The organism is Vibrio sp. 10N.286.48.C11 (genome assembly GCF_041469805.1).
Lineage (GTDB): Bacteria > Pseudomonadota > Gammaproteobacteria > Enterobacterales > Vibrionaceae > Vibrio > Vibrio crassostreae_C.
The window spans coordinates 1-22081 of sequence record NZ_JBFRLK010000054.1 but is presented as its reverse complement, the minus strand read 5'-3'; the positions used below and the strand labels follow the sequence as shown (position 1 = coordinate 22081).

17 protein-coding genes and 2 pseudogenes are annotated in these 22081 nt (G+C 45.0%); 6 read left to right on the top strand and 13 right to left on the bottom strand.

The genetic code is table 11. The annotated features are described in order from the left end of the window. Positions 1-61: 61 nt before the first annotated feature. Together AB4209_RS14835 and AB4209_RS14830 are read right to left on the bottom strand one after the other, a co-directional pair. Positions 62-1840, bottom strand: coding sequence for a sodium:solute symporter family transporter (locus tag AB4209_RS14835; RefSeq protein ID WP_029236500.1), 1779 nt, complete (start codon positions 1838-1840; stop codon positions 62-64). A gap of 564 nt (positions 1841-2404) precedes the next feature. After that, positions 2405-3244: a helix-turn-helix transcriptional regulator gene (locus tag AB4209_RS14830; protein WP_372056335.1), complete on the bottom strand. Its 840-nt coding sequence runs from the start codon at positions 3242-3244 to the stop codon at positions 2405-2407. A 379-nt stretch (positions 3245-3623) separates the two neighbouring features. On the opposite strand from AB4209_RS14830, the gene AB4209_RS14825 reads away from it, so the two are divergent. The 4 genes from AB4209_RS14825 (at position 3624) to AB4209_RS14810 (ending at position 8980) form a co-directional block, all read left to right on the top strand. Beyond that, positions 3624-5528 carry a fructose-specific PTS transporter subunit EIIC gene (locus AB4209_RS14825; RefSeq protein WP_372056333.1) on the top strand — a complete coding sequence of 635 codons (1905 nt, stop codon included), beginning with the start codon at positions 3624-3626 and terminating at the stop codon, positions 5526-5528. Positions 5529-5621: 93 nt separating this feature from the next. Continuing rightward, positions 5622-6839: a mannose-6-phosphate isomerase, class I gene (gene manA / locus AB4209_RS14820; RefSeq protein ID WP_372056331.1), complete on the top strand. Its 1218-nt coding sequence runs from the start codon at positions 5622-5624 to the stop codon at positions 6837-6839. Positions 6840-7098: 259 nt separating this feature from the next. Beyond that, positions 7099-7539, top strand: a complete 441-nt coding sequence (locus AB4209_RS14815) for a PTS sugar transporter subunit IIA (RefSeq protein ID WP_102421523.1) — start codon at positions 7099-7101, stop codon at positions 7537-7539. 13 nt (positions 7540-7552) lie between these two features. After that, the gene (locus AB4209_RS14810; RefSeq protein ID WP_372056329.1) at positions 7553-8980 is read left to right on the top strand and encodes a fructose-specific PTS transporter subunit EIIC; all 1428 of its coding nucleotides are present in this window, start codon (positions 7553-7555) and stop codon (positions 8978-8980) included. A 157-nt stretch (positions 8981-9137) separates the two neighbouring features. Here AB4209_RS14810 and AB4209_RS14805 read toward each other — a convergent pair whose 3' ends face one another. The 4 genes and pseudogenes from AB4209_RS14805 to AB4209_RS14790 all read right to left on the bottom strand — a co-directional run bounded on the left by AB4209_RS14805 (position 9138) and on the right by AB4209_RS14790 (position 13357). Next, positions 9138-10643, bottom strand: coding sequence for a putative bifunctional diguanylate cyclase/phosphodiesterase (locus AB4209_RS14805; protein WP_372056327.1), 1506 nt, complete (start codon positions 10641-10643; stop codon positions 9138-9140). A 208-nt stretch (positions 10644-10851) separates the two neighbouring features. After that, positions 10852-11075, bottom strand: a pseudogene (locus AB4209_RS14800) (GGDEF domain-containing protein); the annotation flags it as partial. A 10-nt stretch (positions 11076-11085) separates the two neighbouring features. Beyond that, positions 11086-11571, bottom strand: a pseudogene (locus tag AB4209_RS14795) (LysR family transcriptional regulator); the annotation flags it as partial. A 160-nt stretch (positions 11572-11731) separates the two neighbouring features. Then, the gene (locus AB4209_RS14790) at positions 11732-13357 is read right to left on the bottom strand and encodes an ABC transporter substrate-binding protein (RefSeq protein WP_372056325.1); all 1626 of its coding nucleotides are present in this window, start codon (positions 13355-13357) and stop codon (positions 11732-11734) included. Positions 13358-13501: 144 nt separating this feature from the next. On the opposite strand from AB4209_RS14790, the gene mpaA reads away from it, so the two are divergent. Continuing rightward, entirely contained in the window at positions 13502-14209 is a 708-nt protein-coding gene (mpaA, locus tag AB4209_RS14785) for a murein tripeptide amidase MpaA (RefSeq protein WP_372056323.1), read from the top strand. Between the two features lie 408 nt (positions 14210-14617). Here the strand turns inward: mpaA and eat are convergent, their stop codons facing one another. From eat to AB4209_RS14770, 3 genes are read right to left on the bottom strand one after another with little or no spacing between them, the layout of a single operon-like run. Continuing rightward, a complete protein-coding gene (gene eat / locus AB4209_RS14780) occupies positions 14618-16015 on the bottom strand; it encodes an ethanolamine permease (RefSeq protein WP_017061647.1) in 1398 nt (465 codons plus the stop codon). Positions 16016-16039: 24 nt separating this feature from the next. Next, positions 16040-16909, bottom strand: coding sequence for an ethanolamine ammonia-lyase subunit EutC (gene eutC, locus AB4209_RS14775; RefSeq protein ID WP_017067008.1), 870 nt, complete (start codon positions 16907-16909; stop codon positions 16040-16042). Continuing rightward, on the bottom strand, positions 16902-18314 hold the full coding sequence (locus AB4209_RS14770) for an ethanolamine ammonia-lyase subunit EutB (RefSeq protein ID WP_017061645.1): 1413 nt from the start codon (positions 18312-18314) through the stop codon (positions 16902-16904). The genes eutC and AB4209_RS14770 overlap by 8 nt, the downstream gene beginning before the upstream one ends. Before the next feature lie 200 nt (positions 18315-18514). Here AB4209_RS14770 and AB4209_RS14765 point away from each other — a divergent pair, with 200 nt between their 5' ends. Then, on the top strand, positions 18515-19435 hold the full coding sequence (locus AB4209_RS14765) for a helix-turn-helix domain-containing protein (protein ID WP_017061644.1): 921 nt from the start codon (positions 18515-18517) through the stop codon (positions 19433-19435). A 104-nt stretch (positions 19436-19539) separates the two neighbouring features. Here the strand turns inward: AB4209_RS14765 and folM are convergent, their stop codons facing one another. The 4 genes from folM to folK form a co-directional block, all read right to left on the bottom strand. Beyond that, positions 19540-20256 carry a dihydromonapterin reductase gene (gene folM, locus AB4209_RS14760; protein WP_372056321.1) on the bottom strand — a complete coding sequence of 239 codons (717 nt, stop codon included), beginning with the start codon at positions 20254-20256 and terminating at the stop codon, positions 19540-19542. Continuing rightward, a complete protein-coding gene (gene folE / locus AB4209_RS14755) occupies positions 20253-20891 on the bottom strand; it encodes a GTP cyclohydrolase I FolE (protein WP_048611743.1) in 639 nt (212 codons plus the stop codon). The genes folM and folE overlap by 4 nt, the downstream gene beginning before the upstream one ends. A gap of 18 nt (positions 20892-20909) precedes the next feature. Next, positions 20910-21281, bottom strand: coding sequence for a dihydroneopterin triphosphate 2'-epimerase (folX, locus tag AB4209_RS14750; protein WP_017067658.1), 372 nt, complete (start codon positions 21279-21281; stop codon positions 20910-20912). Between the two features lie 97 nt (positions 21282-21378). Then, complete coding sequence (folK, locus tag AB4209_RS14745) at positions 21379-21876, bottom strand: 2-amino-4-hydroxy-6-hydroxymethyldihydropteridine diphosphokinase (RefSeq protein WP_372056319.1); 498 nt, start codon at positions 21874-21876, stop codon at positions 21379-21381. Positions 21877-22081 lie beyond the last annotated feature (205 nt).

Here is a 22081-nt window from a genome sequence, read left to right as displayed (position 1 = left end):
CGGCTGAGCATTAGAGCTCAGCCGTTTTATGTTTAATTACTTGTTTAACTGGTTAGCTAACTTAAGCTGTTTTTTTCGCTTGTTTCGCATCCTCAACCGAGTCGTCTACAGCTTTCACCAACAGCAAACCAACTACGAATACGATACCGCCACACAGTACGAACATCATTCTTCCCCAGAATGGGTTCGGTAGAGCAAACATCGCCATCACTGCCACACCAGACACTGCGATCAGTGAGCCCAGCATGTGACGTTGTTTGTTGTCCAGTTTCTTCTGTGCTGTTGATTCAGAAACCAATGGTGTCGCAAGGTTGTTGAAGAAGGTATCAACATCTTTCTGACGAGACGCTTCTAGTGGTTTGTAGAACAATGTCGAAAGAACAAAGAAGCCGCCAGTAAACACTAGGTGCGCAATCAGACCTACTGCAACTTTCAAGTCAGACCATTCGCGGCCTGTTAGAGGCTCTAGGTTGAACAAGTTTTGTAGCATTTCAGCGGTAATCACGAAACCAACGATGTAAGACACAATCGCACCGACCACTAGCGTACCCCAACCTGCCCAGTCCGGAGTCTTCTTAAGGAAGAAGCCACAGAATGCTGGAATGGTCATTGGGAAGCCAATAAGTGCACCCACGTACATCATGGTGTCGAACAAGCTCAAGCCTTTTAGCGAATTGATAAACAGCGCGATAAGGATGATAGCTAGACCGAAGAAGGTAGACATCAACTTAGACACAATCATCAGCTCTTTCTCTGTCGCGTTTGGACGAAGAATCGGTTGATAGAAGTTGATTACAAAGATACCAGAGTTACGGTTTAAGCCTGAGTCCATAGAAGACATAGTTGCCGCAAACATCGCTGCGATTAGAAGCCCCACCATACCCGCTGGCATGTATTGCTCTACGAAGTAAAGGTAAGCGAAGTCGCCTGCTTTAGAGCCTGCGTCTGGGTAATGTGCTGCAAGGTCAACGCCTTGTCCTGCAACGAACCAAGGTGGCATGAACCAAATGATTGGACCTATGGTCATCAGAATACATGCCAACAGTGCCGCTTTCTTCGCGTTCTTTGAGTCTTTTGCCGCTAGGTAACGGTAAGAGTTCAACATGTTGTTGGTGATACTGAACTGTTTGAAGAAGATGAAGAATGCCCAAATTCCGAAGATGCTTACGTAGTTCAGATTGTTACCAGAAACGAATGATGCGCCTTCTGCTACAGGGAAATCGTTGATGATTTCAGTAACGCCACCACCTTGTACGATAGCCACTGCAGCACACGTTACGGTTACCGCCATGATAATAACCATCTGCATGAAGTCAGACGCGATAACCGCCCAAGAGCCGCCTGTCACCGACATAACAAGTACAACAAGACCAGTCAGAACGATGGTTGTCGTCATGTCGAAGCCAAAGATGCCCGATGCGATGATCGCCAAACCGTTCAGCCAGATACCTGCAGAAACAATACTGTTCGGCATGCCAGACCAAGTAAATACTTGTTCGTTGAAGCTACCAAAACGCATACGAATCGCGTCAATTGGCGTTACCACACGCAGTTGACGGAATTTCGGAGCGAAGTACAGGTAGTTCATCAGGTAACCAAATGCGTTCGCTAAGAAGATAACCGCGACAGCCATACCATCGGCATACGCTTTACCCGCTGCGCCAGTGAAGGTCCAAGCACTGAACTGTGTCATAAACGCAGTCGCGCCAACCATCCACCAAAGCATGTTACCGCCCCCGCGGAAATAATCACTGGTTGTACTGGTGAACGTTCTAAACATCCAACCTATTGCTATAAGGAAAAGGAAATAAATTCCTACGATCAGAGTATTGAGTTCCATGTATAAGTCTTCTTTATGATGAATATCTGAAGATCATATTATCTATAGAATTTTTAATTTGTAGTATTATAAGTCAAGGTTGTGATGGGGCGTATAAACCTGAATATTTGATTTCGAGACATGAATTACACGTTAGTAAACAAAGAATAAGCCGAAGCGAAGTAAGCATTTAAAATCAATAACTTAAAAGCATTTAAATCAGTAAGCCGGACAACAACAACAAGATTTTATCGTCTCGATAAGTGGTTTTTAATTTACTTATCATCCATTAAATGCATCGCGTTAATACATCAACTCTCACACGTTTAATTCAATAAATAGGCAACGAAAAACAATAAGCAACTCGCAAAGCGAAGCCTTAATGTTATTAATTGGGTTTATTTAGTGAAACGGGATAAATAGAGAACGTGCCTAAAGATAGGTTTGGAAATAAGGTATAGAAATAAACAGCAGAGGAAAACACAAAGCAAATTGATCACCACAACACAGAGCTCACTGTGGTGATCTAGTCATACAAATTTCGGTCGTATAAGCTCTGGTCAAAAATGGCAATTTGAAGGGATATTAGATTGAACCACGATATTCAGTCGGGGTTCTTCCGGTGCGGTTTTTGAATACTCGGCAGAAGTAATTCACATCCTTAAAGCCACAACGTACCGACACTTCATTGAGCTTGAAATTGTATTTCTTGAGCATGAACTTGGCGCGGTCGATTCGCACACGTGTAATATGTTCAGCCAGCGTCATGTGGCCTTGTTGACGAAACATTCGCGACAAATGGTTGGATGAAATACTAAAGCGCAAAGCGATGCTGTCTCGCGTGATCTGGCGGTGGAAATTCTCTTGGATATAGATACAGATCCCTTGATACACATCCTGTACGCGGCTGTGAGACTTCTCGACAGGCGCATCCAGCATCGTCTTGCTGTATTGAAGCAACGCTTGCAGCAATAATTCATCCATCGGCTGCTTGTTGCTCTCGCGCGCTAACGAGCTGAGCGCCTCCAAAATATTATCAATCGCAAAGCCAGAGCGAGTCTGAATACTATGCTTTTGGATATCGTAGAAGCTCTCTTCCCCTTTGCGCTTGCTCACCAAGCTTAAACCAAGCTGACGACGCCCAAACAACATACTCAGTACCGAACAATCAGTATCCCAGTTCGGCTTGTTCCAACAGTTAGGCGGGATGAAAATCGCATCCCCTGCTTTCGCAACAACATTGGTGATCTTGCGATCATGACTCTCCATCTCATTAATATACTCTCCGTCTAGCACCAGCTCTAAGCGCGGAAAGTTCACCTGATAACTGCATGCTGAAGGCGTATGAAAATCTCCAGCAAACCAGATATTGTGAAACGGTTCTCGCTCGTTTAATGCCGACGAGATTAGGTCATGAAATATCATTGTTTCGAACTCTTATAAGCAGCAATAAGGCTACGGGAATAGATATACTCCTTAGTGAAACATAGCGCTATTGAGCAAAATCACAATTTGAGATCTAGGTTACAAAAATCCAGTAGTGGAAATAAATCTCCAGTCTAAGGCCAGATTTAGAACACTGTTATCATGATAGAAAAATCAATCTAAGCCCTTATCAATAAAAGCGTTATAACCTCATAAAAGCTGTCAACACTCCCCCAAACAGGCACTCCTAACCGATCAAAATCACACTCCATTTATAAGGCAACAATCATCCAGTAAATGCATTTTTTCTTCACTACAGAAGGCAAGTAATCAATTCCAGAATACCCCTAACAAAATAAAAACAGAGTAGGGGTTCATTATGATCACGACATTGATCAATCAAGATTTGATTAAGCTTTCGCTTAGCGCTAATTCAAAAGAAGACGTATTTAAAGAGCTGATAGACGTGCTGTACGCACAAGGCCGTATTTCAGACAAAGCACAGTTTCTTGCCGACATTAAGGCTCGTGAAGAACAAGGTAATACTGGGTTTGAAGAGGGCATCGCACTGCCACACGCAAAAAGCGCTGCGGTGATCAAACCCGCGGTTGTTATCGGCGTCCACAAGCAGGGTATCGAATACGGCGCCGATGACGGTCAGCCATCAAAACTGTTCTTCATGATTGCGTCTCCAGATGGCGGCGATGATCACCACATCGAAGTACTGGCAGAGCTTTCTTCAAAACTGATTGAAGAAGGCTTTATCGAAAGCTTCATGAATGCTCAATCTGAACAAGAAGCATTAGAACTACTGCTTAGCAAACCTGAGCCTTCAGCAACCGAAACCAACGTTGAGAAACAAGGCTTCATCATTGGTGTGACAGGCTGCCCAGCTGGCGTTGCGCACACTTATTTAGCAGCTGAAGCGCTAGAGAAAGGAGCGGCGGCTCTTGGCTACGACATCAAGGTCGAAACTAACGGTTCTATTGGTGTTAAAAACAGCCCGACTCAAGAAGAGATCGAACGCGCCGACGCGATTGTCGTGGCTTGTGATAAACAGGTCGACATGGCTCGCTTTGCCGGAAAACGCGTCATCAGCACCAACGTAAAAGCACCAATCAAAGACGCACAAGGCTTGATTAAGCAAGCGCTCAACGCACCTAGTTACCAAGCTGAACAAACGCCGACCAACCAATCTGTTGTAGAAAAAGCCTCACAAGCACGTTCAGACCTTTACCGTTACTTGATGAATGGCGTATCTCACATGATCCCATTCGTCGTGACTGGTGGCCTATTGATAGCCCTTGCACTGGCGATTGGCGGCGAGCCAAGTGAATCTGGCATGGCGATTCCTGCTGGCAGCATGTGGAACCAAATCCTAGAAGTGGGCGTGGTTGCCTTCACATTGATGATCCCAATCTTGGCTGGCTACATTGCTTATGCGATTGCTGACCGCCCTGCCCTAACCCCTGGCCTTATCGGTGGTTGGATTGCTAACAACGGCTCTTTCTATGGCGCTGACGCTGGTACTGGCTTCATTGGCGCAATCATCGCAGGCTTATTAGTGGGTTACTTCGTTAAATGGATCACCTCGTTTAACTACCACAAATTCGTTCAACCGCTTGTGCCTATCATGATCGCTCCGATCACTGGCTCTTTGTTCATCGCAGGTCTGTTCATTTTTGTTATCGGCGCACCTATCGCTGGGCTGATGGATGCTCTTACTGCACTACTAACGAGCATGAGCACAGGCAACGTGGTTCTGCTTGGCATCGTCCTTGGTGGCATGGCCGGTTTCGATATGGGCGGTCCGTTCAACAAAGTAGCGTTCCTTTTCTCGGTCGGCATGATTGCCAGCGGTCAAACTCAATTCATGGGTGCGATGGCGTGCGCAATCCCTGTCGCTCCATTAGGCATGGCTATCGCAACCAGATTGGGCCGCAAGTTCGACCTGTTTGAATCTTCTGAAATTGAAGCAGGCAAAGCAGCAGGTGCGATGGGCTTAGTAGGTATCTCTGAGGGTGCGATTCCTTTCGCAGCGCAAGATCCAATGTCGGTTATCCCTGCCAACGTGCTTGGCTCAATGACTGCAGCTGTTATGGCGTTCTCATTTGGTATCACCAACAGCGTTGCTCACGGTGGCCCTGTTGTGGCTCTGCTCGGCGCAATGAACTACCCAATGCTGGCACTGCTGTGCATGGCATCAGGTGCAGGTGTGACTGCGGTTACTTGTATCGCGCTTAAAAATCTACGCAAAGCCAAGCTAGCAACAGCAGCGGCTTAAGCCATTTCAACTCCAATGGCTTGAGTCCCTCTACTCTCGTATTTTAGTAAATCGAGTAGAGCTCAAGCCATGTTTCCCTTCATGGTGATCTCGATGTCTGATTTTTCTTTAGCGAACGACTCGTTCGTACAACGCTTTTTCTACCCTATGACCAACGTGATTCAGAACTACGCATGGGGTAGCCCTTCTTCGTTCAGCCAACTGTTTGGTACTGATAACCAGTCTGGTGAGCCGCAAGCGGAGATCTGGATGGGTGCTCACCCTAATGGTTGTTCGATAGTCACTGACAATGGTCATCAAACCACGTTGTCGAACTTGATTTCTAAGAACCTAAACCTGTTTCTGAGCGAGAAAGTCGCGAGCCGTTTTGGTGAACTTCCGTATCTGTTTAAGGTGTTAGCGGCGGAGAAAGCGCTCTCTGTTCAAGTTCACCCGAACAAGCAGCAAGCCGAATCTGGCTATGCTCTAGAAGAGCAGCAAGGCATTCCGATGACAGCGGGCAACCGTAACTACAAGGATCCCAACCACAAGCCAGAACTGGTGTATGCCCTAACCGACTACACCGCGATGAATGGTTTCAGATCGATCAACGAGATCCTTGAGCATTTCCATTACCTCGATGTTCCAGAGCTAAACTCTATGGTCAATGACCTAGCGGGCGATCAAACGCCTAATGGGTTAGCCAGCTTCTTCGCGAGCTTATTGTCTTTACAAGGAGAACAAAAAGGCATGGCGCTGACCATGTTGTTGATGAAGGCGAAACTTTCAGATGCCCCTGTGTTCCAGTTGATTTCAGAGTTGGAACAACAGTATCCGGGGGATGTCGGCCTGTTTGCTCCGCTGCTATTGAACGTTATCACGCTAAAGCCGGGGCAAGCCATGTATCTGGATGCCGAGACGCCCCACGCTTACATCAAAGGCACGGGCTTAGAGATCATGGCGAACTCAGACAATGTATTGCGCGCTGGGTTAACGCCTAAATACATGGACGTGAATGAACTGGTTTCTTGTACTCGATTTAAGGAAAAGCCTGCGGATAGGTTACTGCTCAGCCCGATAGAGCAAGGTGATGTGATGGAATACCAAATTCCAGTCGAGGATTTTAAGTTCTCTATCGTGCAAAACTCACATCAGCGACGGATCACTACCGAAGGTGCCGAGATCCTACTACCTCTCGACGAATCTATGGTGCTTACTCACCAGTGCGGCGAAACCTGCGTGATAGAGAAAGGCCAATCGGTATTCATTCCTGCTTATGCTGAGAGCTACAAACTGGATTGCGTTGGCCGAGTAGCGCGTGCTTACAGCTAGCTCCCTTAGAACTCAGTACAAAGTCTTACTGCCCTGCTCATGCGGGGCATTTTTGTTGCTGATGAGGCCGCTCGGCGTGTCAAAAACATAATCAAAAACACCATCAAATATGACCCATCTCACACTGGATGAATGATGCAAATCACACTTAATTTTGCTTGGTACAAATGTACAGTGAAGGGCTTTTATTTGCTATTTCGCGAATGCCGTTAATCCATTAATTTTAATTCAAGAACTTCAATAGTGAATGAGTTAATAAATGGTCACACAGCTAACTAACGTCAACTTAATTAATAACAACCTTCAAGCGAATAATAAAAAAGAACTGTTTGAAGAATTGGCAAGCATGTTATTTGAAAACAACCGAATCAGTAATAAAGAAGCCTTCTTGGCAGACATTGAAATTCGTGAATCTCAAAGCATTACCTCAATGGACGGCATCGCTTACCCACACTCAAAAAGCAAGGCGGTAACTGAGCCAGCAATCGCTGTCGGTGTTAAGCGTAAAGGTATTGATTATGGCGATGAAGACGACATCAATCCAACCGTATTTTTTATGATTGCCTCACCCGACAACGGTGCTGACCATCATATTTATGTACTACAAGAACTATTTGGAAAATTCAGTGATGAATTTATTCAAAATATCCATAACGCAAAAGATGAACATCAAATCCTTAATATTTTAATTAATTCATAAGGCGTAGAAAATTATGAGCACCCTAGCAAATCAAGCTACGAATACCAGTAGCAATTCTAATAATAAGAATAGTAGTAGCGACTATAAAAAAATCCTTAGTACCATGAAAGGTCACCTGCTTTTCGGAACCTCACACATGCTGCCTTTTATCGTAGCCGGTGGTGTTCTGCTGGCTTTAGCGGTCATGGCATCAGGCAAAGGTGCGGTTCCAGCAGACGGCTTACTAGCAGATATCTCTAACATCGGTATCAAGGGCCTTGTTCTTTTCCCAATCATTCTTGGCGGCTTTATTGGTTACTCAATTGCAGACAAACCAGCACTGGCACCTGCGATGATCTCTTCTGGCATCATGGCTGACATGGGCGGCGGCTTCCTTGGTTGTATCGTGGCAGGCTTTATCGCCGGTGGCGTGGTGTTCCAACTTAAGAAGATCCCACTTTCTGCAAATATGACGGCGCTAGGAGCGTACTTTATCTACCCGCTTCTAGGCACGTTAATCTCTGCAGGTATCGTATTGTGGGGCATCGGTGAACCAATCAAACTGTTCATGTCTTCTATGAACGAGTTCCTAGCTTCAATGGCTGGCGCATCTAAGATGGTTCTGGGTACAATCCTTGGCGGTATGACGGCGTTTGATATGGGCGGCCCTATAAACAAAGTAGCGACCCTATTTGCCCAAACTCAAGTAGACACACAACCTTGGCTAATGGGCGGCGTTGGCATCGCGATTTGTACACCACCTCTAGGCATGGCATTGGCAACGTTCCTATTCAAAAACAAGTTCTCTAAACAAGAGCAAGAAGCAGGTAAAGCTGCAGCAATCATGGGTTCTATCGGTATCTCTGAAGGCGCTATCCCGTTCGCAGCGAATGACCCAATGCGCGTACTTCCTTCAATCGTTGCCGGTGGTATCGTGGGTTGTGTGTTTGGCTTCATGACAGACGTTCTACTTCACGCACCTTGGGGCGGCTTAATCACTGCACCTGTATCAAGCAACATTCCAATGTACGTAGTAGGTATTGCACTTGGCTCGCTAACCACAGCGGTTATCGTTGGCTTCTGGAAACCAGTCGCAGTAGAAACAGAAGATGACATGGTTGAAGCAGCGCCAGTTCAAGCTCAAACAGCACCTGTAGCAGGCGAAGGCGAGTACGACATCGTAGCAGTAACATGTTGCCCTTCAGGTGTTGCACACACCTTCATGGCAGCGAAAGCACTGGAAAAAGCAGGCTTAGCAGCAGGCCTTAAGATCAAGGTAGAAACTCAAGGTCAAAACGGTATTCAGAACCGCATCACCGACCTAGATGTAGCGAACGCAAGACTGGTTATTTTGGCTCACGACATCCTAGTGAAAGACGCACACCGCTTTACTAACGCGAACGTGATTGAGTGTTCAACCAAAGAAGCAATGAAGAAAGCCGCGACTATGGTGGCTATTTAAAACCTGAAACAAGTTAAAAGATAAAATTACTACCCCCTAGTAACTAAAATCCCCATTCGTCTAGTCAACGAATGGGGATTTCTTATAGTTAGGCCAACAGCATCCTTCTCGATACAAGTCATCTGTATCTCTGTAGCCTAGATGAAAAAGTATTAAATTATGTTGTTGAACATGGTTCTATTTCAGAGGTGAGACTTTCTTTCAACTGTTTATATGGCATCGGGTAGCCCAAATAATAACCTTGGGCTTGTTCGCAATTTAACATTTTCAAAATTGACAGTTGTTGAGCATTTTCAACCCCTTCAGCCACTACACTAATGCCAAACCCTCGCGCTATATCAATAATACCAGACGTTATGGCTCTAGAACGATAATCATCTTCCAACCCATTGATGTAACTGCGATCGACTTTGATTTCATCTACATCCAATTTGCTAAATATACCAAAAGACGTGTAGCCAACACCAAAATCATCTATCGAAAAGGACACCCCTTGTTTTTTTAACTTCTGAACAGCGATCGCACACTGATCTATATCTTTCAAAATAGCGGTTTCAGTAATTTCAAGACAAAGTAAGCGAGCAAACTCGGGATCCTTTCGTAGATATTCATCCAGATGGTTCATGTCATCAACGCTATTTAGCTCTACCGCTGAAATATTGACCGAGACACTATTAAGCGCATTCCCTAGCAAGCCATTAGCCCTAAGTTGTGACGCAGTCTTCTCTAGAACTAACGTAGTCAAATCACGACAAAAATGATTCTCTTCTGCTAGCGCGACAAAGATATCCGGTGAAACGACACCATAGCGCTCATGCGTCCAACGAGACAACACCTCCACGCCAGCGACAAATTTACTTTCAATGTTGAATTTAGGCTGAAACACAATATCAATCGCTTTGTCATCAATCGCTTTACGTAATTCTTGCACCATTTCTTGTCGTTGACGTTCAAGCTCAGTGAGTTTTGGGTCATGAAATTCAATCGTGTCCTTGCTTTTCTTTGCTTCAGTTAAGGCGTGGGTTGCTGATGCCATGAGTTGCTTGGCATTATTCCCATCCGAGGGGAATAGAGCAGCGCCAATACAACAAGTGGCGTGGATATCATAACGATAAGCACACTGGTTAAATCTACGATGTACGAGAGCAATGTAGGATTCAATATCTTCCTTATCATCGAGTTTGACTAAACATGCGAAACCATCGGAATGTACCCGTGACGAAAGTGGTTGATGCTCAATAGGAAATTCAATAGATCGTGCAATGTCTTTTAAAAATGAATTTGTATTTTCGAATCCGATCTGGTCAGCGACAGATTTGAAGTTATCAATGTCTAATAAGAAGAGGACATAATGGTCAATGGCTTGAGAATTTTTCAGTCTTTTATTTAAATATCGATAAAAAACTGATGGGCTATGAAGCCCGGTGACACTATCAAGATCGTTGGCGCTCTCTAAATCGCGATTATTTTTCCGAACCATTACCCATAACAGAGCAGACGTTAGAATGATAAATACCAGACCTTTGACTGTCTGTGCTAAGGCATGTTCACGCAAGTCATTTGATAATGATTCAACCGCGAGATCAGAAAATAAAACCCATAAAGATGAAAGTATTAGGTAGCTGAATACTATGCTGGCCGGATATCTTTTTGTCTTGTTCATCGTTAGCTGCTATCTCTCAGTCTAATGTGTCATGACTTATATGTTATAAATTGCTCATAACGTAGCACCAACATAAATCGCAATCTACCGCTCGCGTTTTTATTTTTGACTTTTATTTACCGATTTTCGTCATCACTTTGCACGACGAAAGCCTTTTAGGGCTAAACATGCCAAAAATAATTTGTGTGGATGTTGGCTCTTAGTCAAACTAAGAGCTGCCGATCGCTTTTGTTGATGCCGGGTATGACTCTTCAATCACAATTGTATTTCGTCCTTTTAGCTTTGCTTGATAAAGCGCGCGATCGCACAGTCTTTCCACTTTTCCTTTTCTGATAGCAAGCTAATACCAAAACTAGACTTAATTGTTAGAGTTGGTTGTTGCTCAAGTTTGATCTTCTGAATTGCTGAGCGTAATTTCTCTGAAAGGGCTGCACACCAGTTACCTATGCTCCTGAAACAGTCGCTCACTATGGGTGTCTTCGCTTTCGACCTTGCCGTTGGTTAGTTCGATATCGACATTCTGACAAGGATTGGTTGATGGCCAGTCCACCAGCTGAATATCGAGCCTGATAAAAGGGTATTTTTGATAAAAAGATGGCAGGCGAGGTAACAGCCAGTTATGGCAAAAAGTGTGATTAACGCGCAGGCTCAACACGTCGGTTTCTTTTTCCCCGAACAAGATTTGAGTCTGCAATTTAAGGTGAGCAAGTGAGCCTGCCACAATCGGTTGATAATGCTGAGCAGCTGACGTTAGCTTTACGCCTTTGGAGCTGCGCTCAAACAATGTGGTATCGAGAAAGGTTTCTAAACTTTTAAGCTGCTGACTCACCGCAGCTTGGGTAACACAAAGCTCGCGCGCAGCAGCGCCAATAGAACCGAGGCGGGCAACAGCTTCGAACGCAACAAGGGCACGTAGAGGGGGTAACATGGCTTCACCTGATTGAAATAAAAGTGAAAAATACTTCAATCAGGTTTCAGTTTTTTGCGCTTACCGTTACAGATTAATGACGAAGGGACGTTGATCAGATATTTATGATCAACATCCCTTTTCTTTATTTCAGAATTTTATTGGTATATAAGAAGCTCAATTACTCTTCAATGTAGAGATCTTTAGAGTAGATACGCCCTTCTACATTGTTCTTCGCAAAACCACCGACACTTGGTCGCACTAGACGAGCCTGCATGTAGTAGTAGATTGGCGCGATCGGCATGTCTTCTGCCAGCAACTGTTCTGCCCGGTCGTAGAAACCTTGGCGATCTTGTTCGCTGGTTGCGGCTAGTGCGCTATCCATTGCTGCGTCGTACTTTTCATTGTTGTAGCGAGCAAAGTTACCTGAAGAGCCAGAACGCAACAGGCTCAAGAAGGTTGATGCTTCATTGTAGTCACCACACCAAGAGGCGCGCATCACATCAAAATCACCTTGGCGACGCGATACCAAGTAAGACTTCCACTCTTGGTTTTCTAGTTCAACTTGTGCGCCTAAGTTGCCTTTCAGCATTGATGCAATCGCCACTGCAATCGACTTGTTCGATTCACTGGTATTGTAAAGCAGTTTGAAATCCAACGGGTTAGACGCATCGTAGCCCGATTCTTGCAATAGTTCTTTGGCCTTTTGATCGCGTTCTTTCTGAGTCCACGTGCTGTATTCAGGTTGTGTTGCATCAAAACCAGCCGTGTACTCATGAGCAAAGGTATAAGCCGGTAAGTTGCCCACCTGAGTCACACCATTGGTGATAACGTCACGCATCATAGAATAAGAGACAGCTTTACGTACTCGCGCATCATCAAAAGGTGGTCGCGTAGTATTGAATGCGTAGTAGTAAGTACACAACAGAGGCACTGTGGTAAACGCATCTTGATATTTGCTTTTAAGCTGCTGCGCCATGTGTGTCGGCACGTCCGAAGTAATATCGACCTCGCCCACCGCATAACGGTTAATCGAGGCATTCTGATTCTCAAACGGAATATAAGTTACTTCGGTTAAGTGGGTATCTGAACTGTCCCAGTACGTCGGGTTCTTCTTAAGCTCAATGCGCTCGTTCACCACCCACTCATCTAGTACGAATGCACCATTACCAACAAATTGCTTAGGATCGCTCCACGGCTTGTCACTACTTTCTAGGGTTGCTTTGTGCACTGGCATCATGGATGTGTGGCCTGTCATCGCCACAAAGTAAGGCACTTTACTATCGAGTTCGAATTTCACCGTGTGTTTATCGACTGCAGAGATACCTAACTCTTCAACGGGCTTTTTGCCTTCGGCTACGTCAGCAATGTTGTTGATTTGAGTAAGCTTGAGATACCAAACATTCGGCGATGCCGTTTTAGGATCGACCGCGCGTCTTATCGCATACACGAAATCATCGGCCGTCACCGGATCGCCATTCGACCATTTCGCGTCTTTACGTAGGTGGAATACAAACGTCTGGTTGTCTTCGGTTTCCCAAGACTGTGCAACACCTGGGGTGATATTGCCATCGCGATCTTGAATCACTAAACCTTCAAATAGGTCACGTAGAATGTGCATTTCTGGCAGGCCTTCTGCTTTCGCAGGGTCAAGCGTCGCCGCTTCTGCATCGTTAGCACGAACTAAATGTTGTTCTTTCGCCAGAGAAGTTCCCGCAGGCAATGTGTCAGCAACGGCAGTTACTGAGATAAAAGGGGTCAATAGAGATGAAATGAGTAAAGCCGTTGAATGTTTCTTAAAATCCATATGTTTTTGCTCTCCTAGCCTATCTTTGAAGCAAGTAATAAAATTAACAATGCGACTGTTGACGAGTTTTAACGCTTTAGTTTATTTAAGTAAGTTTGTGTAATCGTTAATACTTGATAGTACTTGATCAATCAGGAGATAAAGGTGAGTTTAATTCCAAGAACGGAAAGAGCTGCATTTTCAATAAAGCCGCTGTCATATGGAAAATCAGTGTTGGGTGCGCCTTTGCTCTATTTCCCCGCGCAAGTAGAAAGCGAGTCTCGCGGGCTGATTTTAGCAGGCACACACGGTGATGAAACGGCTTCTATCGCAGGTTTATCTTGCGCGCTAAGATGTTTGCCTGCCGCCAACTTACGACACGATGTAATCCTGTCGATGAACCCGGACGGCAATCAATTGGGTACTCGTGCCAACGCTAACCAAGTCGATCTAAACCGCGCCTTTCCGACTCAGAACTGGACAGAAAATGGGACCGTCTATCGCTGGAGTTCTCACACACCAGTCAGAGATGTAAAAGTAAAAACGGGACAAGCCGATCTGCTTGAACCGGAAGTGCAGTCGCTCATTAACCTCATTGAGCAACGCCAACCCAAGTTCGTCATCTCTTTCCACGAACCACTCGCTATGGTCGACGACCCAACCCAATCGGAACTCGCCACTTGGCTAGGCAAGCAGTTCAACCTACCACTCGTGGAAGACGTGGATTACGAAACCCCAGGCTCATTCGGTACATGGTGCCAAGAAAGAAGCCTACCGTGCATTACTGTAGAACTACCGCCGGTTTCTGCGGATTTAACTATAGAAAAGTATTTGGATGCGTTTGTCGCAGTGTTGGGGTGTGAGGGAAATTAGTCTGGAGTAGGCTACATATACACATGCGAACAGTAATTCATCCTAATTACTAGTGAATCATATATTCCGTCTACTGAATCAATCCCATTCATAATCTATGCCGAATTCTTCCTTTGCATCATTTCAACTTATCTTTAGAGAAAGGCAATCGACATGATTAGCGCGATGAAAACTTCACTATCAATGAACTTCGGGGCTCGTCGCTATGAATCTAACTCGTTATAAAAAATCATGATAAGTGTCTGGACAAAAACGTTCCAAGAAAATGATCCTAAAACAGCACTATTTCTAAATTAATATTTATCGTTAGAGGTGATCGCGATTGGGGTTTACACGCAAGTTACTACAAGTAGTGTAATAAAGGCTCCAGCAAAGCACTAGAGCCTTAAATACCATTAGAAATTGGATCTAATTAGTAGCCTCAAGCTCTTTCTCTGCAACCGACAGCATCTCAAACTCTTCCTCAGCGGTCGATGCGACCAATTTATTACGGCTATATAGGCCATAATAAGCACCACCAATCACAAAGAGTCCCATAGTCATAAAGAATGCAGATGGGTCAAAAGCATAAACACCCGTCATTGCAATAAGCGACAGCACTAGTGAAGTGCCGGAAGTCAGCATGCCACCCGGTGTTTTGTATGGACGGTGAAGCTCTGGTTGCTTGATACGCAACAATATATGACTAAGCGACATTAATGCATAAGACACTGTCGCCCCCACTACCGCCATCGCCAAGATCAGGTCGCCTTCTCCGGTCAATGACACAGCAAAACCAAACACACCCGGCACCACTAAAGCACGAGCAGGCACTTTGTTTTTGTTTGTAAGCGACAAGCTTTGAGGCAAGTAACCCGCACGAGACAATGCAAACACTAAGCGGCTATAACCGTAGATAATCGAGAAGAATGAAGCAATAAGTCCTGCAAGTCCTAGTATATTAACAGCCGTTGCAACGGTTGGATTACCGGTCAACTTCAAGGCATCGACTAGAGGAACGGCACTATTCGCAATCGCTTCAGAACCCACAGCGCCCGCAAGCAGCAGAACGACTAAGGTAGCGGTGACCAGTAAGAATAACATTGCGCCGATAATACCTTTGGGTACATCCTTGGCCGGGTTTTTCGCCTCTTCAGCAGCCAGTGGAACCCCTTCTACCGCAAGAAAAAGCCACATTGCAAACGGTAGTGCCGCCCATACACCATACCAACCAAAAGGAAGTAGTTCTGTGGCTTGTGCGGTTGCCGGAGCGATATCAAACAGATTATTAGCATCAAACTCACTAACCAATACGCCTGCTGTCATAAGAATTGCTAGTACGGCTAACCCACTGATGACCATCATGACTTTCAGAGCTTCTCCTACCCCTGCCATATGAATACCGATAAAGATGGCATAAAAGATCGCGTAAACAAGAGGACCATCGATACCCATTAGTTCATTCACCGCTGAGCCAATAAAAATGACAATCGCGGCAGGTGCAAGGGCATACTCAATTAAGACGGATAAGCCGGTAAAAAATCCCCCCGTTGGTCCCATGGCTTGTCGAGCAAAACTATAGCCACCTCCTGCAGCGGGAATAGCCGCAGACATCTCCGCCAAAGAAAGGACAAGGGTAAAGTACATCACCGCCATAGCAATTGCAGCAATAAGAAAGCCTCCCCAACCAGCTTGACCGATACCAAAGTTCCAGCCTGCAAAGTCACCAGAGATCACGTATGAAACGCCTAACCCTGCTAGCAAAATCCACCCAGCAGTGCCCCTTTTAAGTTGTCTTTGCGCCAAATATTCCTGATGTTCTGACATTGTAAATCCCTCTATTTTTGTCTTTTATCCAATTAAAAAATTGCCTGTGTGCTTGTCTTCTAACTGCTCACCACCTTCTTCCTCGATACTCGAACGGTCTTTAAGGTTGACCCCAGAAAGCTCTAGCCGACGAGCTTCCTTCAATAGGTATACCGCTCGCTTACACGCATCTTCATAAGCCAACCCCTGTGGGCGAATATTAGAAATGCAGTTCCTATCAGAGTCTTTTGCTCCTCTTCTTGCCTGCCAAGTCAGGTACATACCCATGCTATCTGGAGAGGTCAGTCCCGGGCGTTCACCAATCAAAACCACCACCATCTTGGCTTGTAAGCACTCGCAAACATCATCTCCTATTGCCACTCGGCCCTGCCTCACAACAGTAATAGGAGCAACATGCCACGGCACTTCGTCTTCCCCTAATAAAGAAAGCAGATGCTCAATGACTGGATTTGCATGATTTTGAATGGCAATTGAAGACAAGCCATCAGCGACTACTATCGCGAGATCAAACGGGGGAGACTCTGAATGAAGAACGGCTTGCAACTGATTCCAACAGACGTCATCAAGCTCACGACCAAGATCCGGCCTTTGCAAATACATGAATCTGTCTGTCGCTTTGCTGTGCGCCTTAATTGGTGCCTGAGAAGTGTGTTGAATGACCGAGTTTGATTGAGCGATGAGCTCAACCAATGAATCCACATCTAAAGCACAATGAACGGCATCCATCGCCTGTGCATGGTCGAGTTGAAATGAAAGCAACTCTTTAGTTGGAACGCTATTTCCACTTCGACCCAGTGCAATACGTGCCGATGTAAAACCTTTAAGCTCGTGCCAAGGGTTTTGAGTTACCAACTTAGAAGCAGAATGTTTTGCCATAGAGACCACCTTACCCATGTGCGGGGCCTCCATTAAGTTGTGCTAGAGCGCCAGCAAATGAGCCGGAGAGTCGTTCATTTAGGCGCACATCTTTTACATCATCAAAAATCTGCATCTGAGTTAGCCACTCCTCAAACTCCGGCGCAGGTTTTAAACCCAACACCTTGCGTGCATAAAGTGCATCATGAAACGAGGTTGTTTGATAATTGAGCATGATGTCATCGGAACCCGGAATCCCCATAATGAACGAGCACTCAGCGACACCGAGCAATGTCAGTAAGTTATCCATATCATTTTGATCGGCATAGGCATGGTTGGTATAGCAGATATCACACCCCATCGGCAGGCCAAGCAATTTGCCACAAAAATGGTCCTCAAGCCCTGCTCGAATAATCTGTTTTCCATCAAAGAGATATTCAGGGCCGATAAAGCCGACCACGGTATTAACCAACAATGGATTAAAATGACGCGCTACGGCATAAGCCCGTGTCTCACAAGTTTGTTGGTCCACACCATGAAAAGCATTGGCAGAGAGAGATGTTCCTTGCCCTGTCTCAAAGTACATGACGTTACTTCCAACGGTGCCTCGGTTCAGCGAAAGCGCCGCTTCGTTTGCTTCTTTAAGGATCGAAAGGTTAATACCAAAGGTGTCGTTCGTACCTTGAGTGCCACCAATAGATTGAAAGACGAGATCCACCGGAGCGCCCATCTCAATCGCTTCAATCGTGTTTGTAACATGGGTTAATACGCAAGATTGGGTCGGGATCTGGTAGTGTTGAATGACCTCTTCCATCAGATTCATCAACTTAATTGCCTGTGGTACATTATCTGTTGCGGGATTAATGCCGATCACAGCATCACCATTGCCATACATCAAACCATCAAAAATACTGGCGGCAATGCCATTGAGAGAATCGGTTGGATGATTGGGCTGTAAACGGGTGGATAAACGACTAGGCAAGCCAATGGTGTTACGAAACGCAGTCACTACCCGACATTTTTTGGCGACTTGGATCAAATCCTGATTACGCATGATCTTACTCACTGCAGCCACCATTTCTGGAGTTAAACCAGGACGCAGCTTTGCAAGCGTGAGACTATCGGCTTCATCACTTAGCAGCCAGTTCCGAAAGTCTCCCACTGTAAGGTGATCAATCGCTTTAAACGCCTCTCTATCATGGCTATCAATGATTAAACGAGTAACTTCATCACTTTCATAAGGGATCACCGCTTCATTTAAAAACGTCTTTAGGGGCAAGTCTGCCAGTGTCATCTGAGCTACAACACGCTCTGCAGCAGAAGTCGCAGATACACCAGCCAAAACATCCCCTGAACGCTCTGGCGTAGCCTTTGCCATCAGATCTGCTAACGACTCAAAGTTAAAAACCAGGTGCCCTTGTTGTCGGCGATAAGCTGCTGTCATAAATTCCCTCTTCATAAACTGGTTCAGTTCTTGCTCAATAACCTTTTGTATATATGAGTAATTAAGCGATTTTTGAACCGAATGAATATCAAGAATCGGCAAACATAAAAAAGCATTAATAAACATAAACTTAAAGACACACTGTACTAATATGGGTCACATGGGTAGGTCATGGAATGATGAGAAAGGATGAAGAATTGATGCGTTATGCACCTAATTTGTGCACATTCAACACATTTGATGCAAATCAGCAGGCAGCCAGCCTCTTTAACTGGCAGCAAGAATATGACCAACTGAGTCAAGGAAGTTTTCTAGGTCAGATCCGTGAACGAAAATTTTCTCACGTGCACCTATTTCGAGAAGACAGCAACCGAAAACTCAAGCAGCAATGTCGTATTAATGAAGGGATTTGGTTAGGGATCAGTGCTAACGATAGACCTTTACACATCAATTACGCACAAGGTAATCCTGATAGTATTTTGATCCGTGAGGCTGGGGCGGATTTTGAGCTACTTACGCCAGAAACCTTTTCTATTTATGGGTTAGTCATAAGCCCTTCACTGGTTGAAATGATTCAGCAACAGCTAGAGATTGAATCATTAAACAGCAAGAGCCACTTTCTTGGTTGCTCTCAACACTACACCCAACAAATAAAAGCTTACTTGAGCTTACTACTCTCCCCGAGTCAATCTCGCTGGTCTTTTCAAACTCATCAATCCATTGTTCAAGATATGTTGGTCGAATTGTTCGCTCAATCGTCTAATCAAAATATGCAAAAAACCAATGCCTCACAGCGTGAGAACACAATGCGTCGAATTAGGCAGTACCTAGATAACTCGCAGTACCGTAAACCCGTCACCGTGTCTGAACTGTGCGATGCGGTTTATGTCAGTCGCCGTACGCTGCAATACACCTTTGAGTCCTGTTGTGGCATATCACCAAAACAATTTATACAAAATGTACGTCTCAACCAGGTACGGCGCATTCTGCAAAATCCGAGCGAACAACGGTGCATCAATGAAATCGCCTTTGACTTTGGTTTTTTTCATCTGGGATATTTTTGCCAAAGCTACAAGCAGTTGTTTGGTGAGTCGCCCATGCAAACACGTTCTAATGTCTAAAACCCAAAAAGTGTCGAGGGACAACTTAAAAAAATGTAGTTAGACGATATGAAAGACGAATAGATTAGTTGACTATCCTGCCTCAAGATCACAACGCATGAACTTCACTTCAAGTGCCTGCCGCCATCAAGGTGCAAAGTCCTTCCTGTCATATAGTGACTAGCCAAAACAAACTTAATGCCATCTATCACTTCTTCAAAGCCTGCCTCTGCGGGAATCAGTGCTTTTTTCAGAGCTTTGGTTTTGTACGCCTCGTCATCATGTTCATTGAATTTTATCATGGCAGGAGAGACAGTATTGACTTTCACCTTGGGAGCCAACATCGCTGAGAACGACAGCGTCAAGTTGTTGAGTGCGGCTTTACTGGCCGCGTAAGCGATGTGTTTTTTACTGCCTTTTTCCGCAACGTAATCACTGATGTGGATGATGTCCGACGTTTTATCGCCAGACATTAGTTGGTCTTTGAGCATTAAATTAACCAGATAAGGCACGGTGGCGTGAATCGTCATCATCTGGTGCATGATTTGTGATGCATTTTCACTGGGGTTTGTCTTGTTCTCAGGCTTCCAGTCGGAAGCGTTATGTATGATGGCACGAAGTGTCTTATATTCTTGACCAACGTAATGAAGAAAGCCCTCTAGGCTGCTTTGTTGATAAAAGTCTACCTGTTGTAAGTCGGCTCCACTGTCGCGCAGTATTTTCAGCTGGGGATAGTCGCTTCGGTAAGTGCCAACGACTTTGTATCCGTCAGATATAAGTTGCTGCGCCAGAGCGAATCCTAAACGCTTCCCCACTCCAGTTATTAGAATCGTTTCACTCATCGTAAAAACTCAGCTCTAGTTTGAGGGTTAGTTTTGAAACTGCCACCAAGCGCGGTTGTGGTGGTTTCAGAGTTAGCGTCCATAACGCCTCTCGATTTAACGCAGTAGTGAGTTGCTTTAATCGTCACAGCCACATTTTCTGTTTCGACCAGAGCCTGTATCGCGACCAGGATTTGTTGAGTAAGGCGTTCTTGAACCTGCGGACGCTGAGCAAAGAATCGAACAATACGGTTTATTTTAGATAGCCCAAGAATCTTGGATTCTGGGATATAAGCCACTTGTGCTAAACCATCGATGGTGATGAAGTGATGTTCGCACGTCGAAGTTAAATCTATATCCGATACCTTAACCATTTCATCAACTGACATTTTGTTGTCGATAACACTAATTTTGGGGAAGTTATTGTAGTCGAGCCCTGAAAATATCTCGTGAACGTACATCTTTGCAATGCGATGAGGTGTTTCAGCGAGACTGTCATCGGTTAAATCCAGCCCGAGCGTACTGACAACTTCCGTCAAAAGCCCTTTGATGCGGTTGTACTTCTGGTCGGGGTTCATTTCGCTCGATGTCATCGGGGTTTCAAGCCCCTTTTCGAGCAAAGCTTCTCTTACTTTTTCAGCTTCTGTGGTTAGCATTGAGTCGCTCCTTATGAGTTAATCTTCAAGTTCTGCTTCATAGCTCAGGGTGAGCGAGACGGAATCGGCAAAACGTAGAGCATGAGGCTTGTCAATTCTCACCTGAGCGTATCGAACCCATGAATGGTCGATACAAATACCGAGTACGTCGCTGGTTAACTTTTCTAAAAGCAGAAACCGTCCAGATTCAACATGTTCAATAATTTTTTTGCAGATATTTTTGTAGTTAAGTGCGTTCTCCACATCATCAGAGAGGCAAAGGTTGTTCGCGGGATAATGGATCTCCGCATTTATGACGATGTCTTGCTGCTTGGTTTTTTCTTCTTCGTTGAAGCCGATGAAGGTTCTTAATCTGAGATTTGTGATGGTGATAATCGCATTGTGATTCATAACAGTTTCCGATCCTTAGAAGGTAGAGTGAGTTACGTGCCTGTTAGAAGAAAAGATCAATAAAGCTCAAGCGTTCTGTTTAAAGCAGTTACAGGGACTAAGTGAAGCTGACCTCGAACGGTATAAGTTCGGTTTTCTGACTCAGCTGATCGAAGTTGTTCCAGAGATGCTGAAAAGAGATATCTAGAGTGGGATGAAGTTCTTGCGCGGCAACATCAACTAACGGTCGAAGCACAAAAGCGTACTCGGTGATTTCACCTCGAGGCAGCTCTACTCCATCAATAATGCCTACTTCGTTACCGTAAAGAAGGATATCGATATCCATCGTGCGCGAGGCATATTCTTTAGTTTCTCGCTTGCGGTCATTTTCTAATTCGATTTGATGCAGAACCTTAGCCAGTTCAGCGATAGAAAGGTCACATTCAAACCCTGCGACTAGGTTTAGGAAGTTGTCCCCTTCAAAACCAACAGGCTCACAATCGTAGAAATTAGAAATGTTCAGAGGTGCAAAGTGACTATTCAATGCTTTGAGAGATTCTGTGACGTGATATTCGCGGTTAATGTTGCTTCCGATGCTGACATAAACGGTGGCCATAATTTTTTCTCCCTTTTAATCGGCCTCTTACGTTGTAAGTCGCTAGGAAGATCAGCTATGGATCCGTTTGATGTAGGGAGGGTAAAAGAAAATCTCCCGACAACTCATATAGAGTTCGGTTCTGAGTCGGAAAGGAGGACTTTTGAACTAGAAAATGCCACGGGCGAAAATTCAGCTTATGAAGGTTCTGGACAAAAGCTTGCTA

What these genes read in the sequence shown, in the direction of transcription:
- AB4209_RS14825 (WP_372056333.1), top strand. Translation starts at nt 3,624, where the DNA reads ATGATCACGACATTGATCAATCAAGATTTGATTAAGCTTTCGCTTAGC.
- eat (WP_017061647.1), bottom strand. Translation starts at nt 16,015, where the DNA reads ATGTCAGAACATCAGGAATATTTGGCGCAAAGACAACTTAAAAGGGGC.
- AB4209_RS14830 (WP_372056335.1), bottom strand. Translation starts at nt 3,244, where the DNA reads ATGATATTTCATGACCTAATCTCGTCGGCATTAAACGAGCGAGAACCG.
- eutC (WP_017067008.1), bottom strand. Translation starts at nt 16,909, where the DNA reads ATGGGTAAGGTGGTCTCTATGGCAAAACATTCTGCTTCTAAGTTGGTA.
- folM (WP_372056321.1), bottom strand. Translation starts at nt 20,256, where the DNA reads ATGAGTGAAACGATTCTAATAACTGGAGTGGGGAAGCGTTTAGGATTC.
- AB4209_RS14815 (WP_102421523.1), top strand. Translation starts at nt 7,099, where the DNA reads ATGGTCACACAGCTAACTAACGTCAACTTAATTAATAACAACCTTCAA.
- folE (WP_048611743.1), bottom strand. Translation starts at nt 20,891, where the DNA reads ATGCTAACCACAGAAGCTGAAAAAGTAAGAGAAGCTTTGCTCGAAAAG.
- AB4209_RS14765 (WP_017061644.1), top strand. Translation starts at nt 18,515, where the DNA reads ATGCGTTATGCACCTAATTTGTGCACATTCAACACATTTGATGCAAAT.
- AB4209_RS14790 (WP_372056325.1), bottom strand. Translation starts at nt 13,357, where the DNA reads ATGGATTTTAAGAAACATTCAACGGCTTTACTCATTTCATCTCTATTG.
- AB4209_RS14770 (WP_017061645.1), bottom strand. Translation starts at nt 18,314, where the DNA reads ATGACAGCAGCTTATCGCCGACAACAAGGGCACCTGGTTTTTAACTTT.
- AB4209_RS14805 (WP_372056327.1), bottom strand. Translation starts at nt 10,643, where the DNA reads ATGAACAAGACAAAAAGATATCCGGCCAGCATAGTATTCAGCTACCTA.
- folK (WP_372056319.1), bottom strand. Translation starts at nt 21,876, where the DNA reads ATGGCCACCGTTTATGTCAGCATCGGAAGCAACATTAACCGCGAATAT.
- AB4209_RS14810 (WP_372056329.1), top strand. Translation starts at nt 7,553, where the DNA reads ATGAGCACCCTAGCAAATCAAGCTACGAATACCAGTAGCAATTCTAAT.
- AB4209_RS14835 (WP_029236500.1), bottom strand. Translation starts at nt 1,840, where the DNA reads ATGGAACTCAATACTCTGATCGTAGGAATTTATTTCCTTTTCCTTATA.
- folX (WP_017067658.1), bottom strand. Translation starts at nt 21,281, where the DNA reads ATGAATCACAATGCGATTATCACCATCACAAATCTCAGATTAAGAACC.
- manA (WP_372056331.1), top strand. Translation starts at nt 5,622, where the DNA reads ATGTCTGATTTTTCTTTAGCGAACGACTCGTTCGTACAACGCTTTTTC.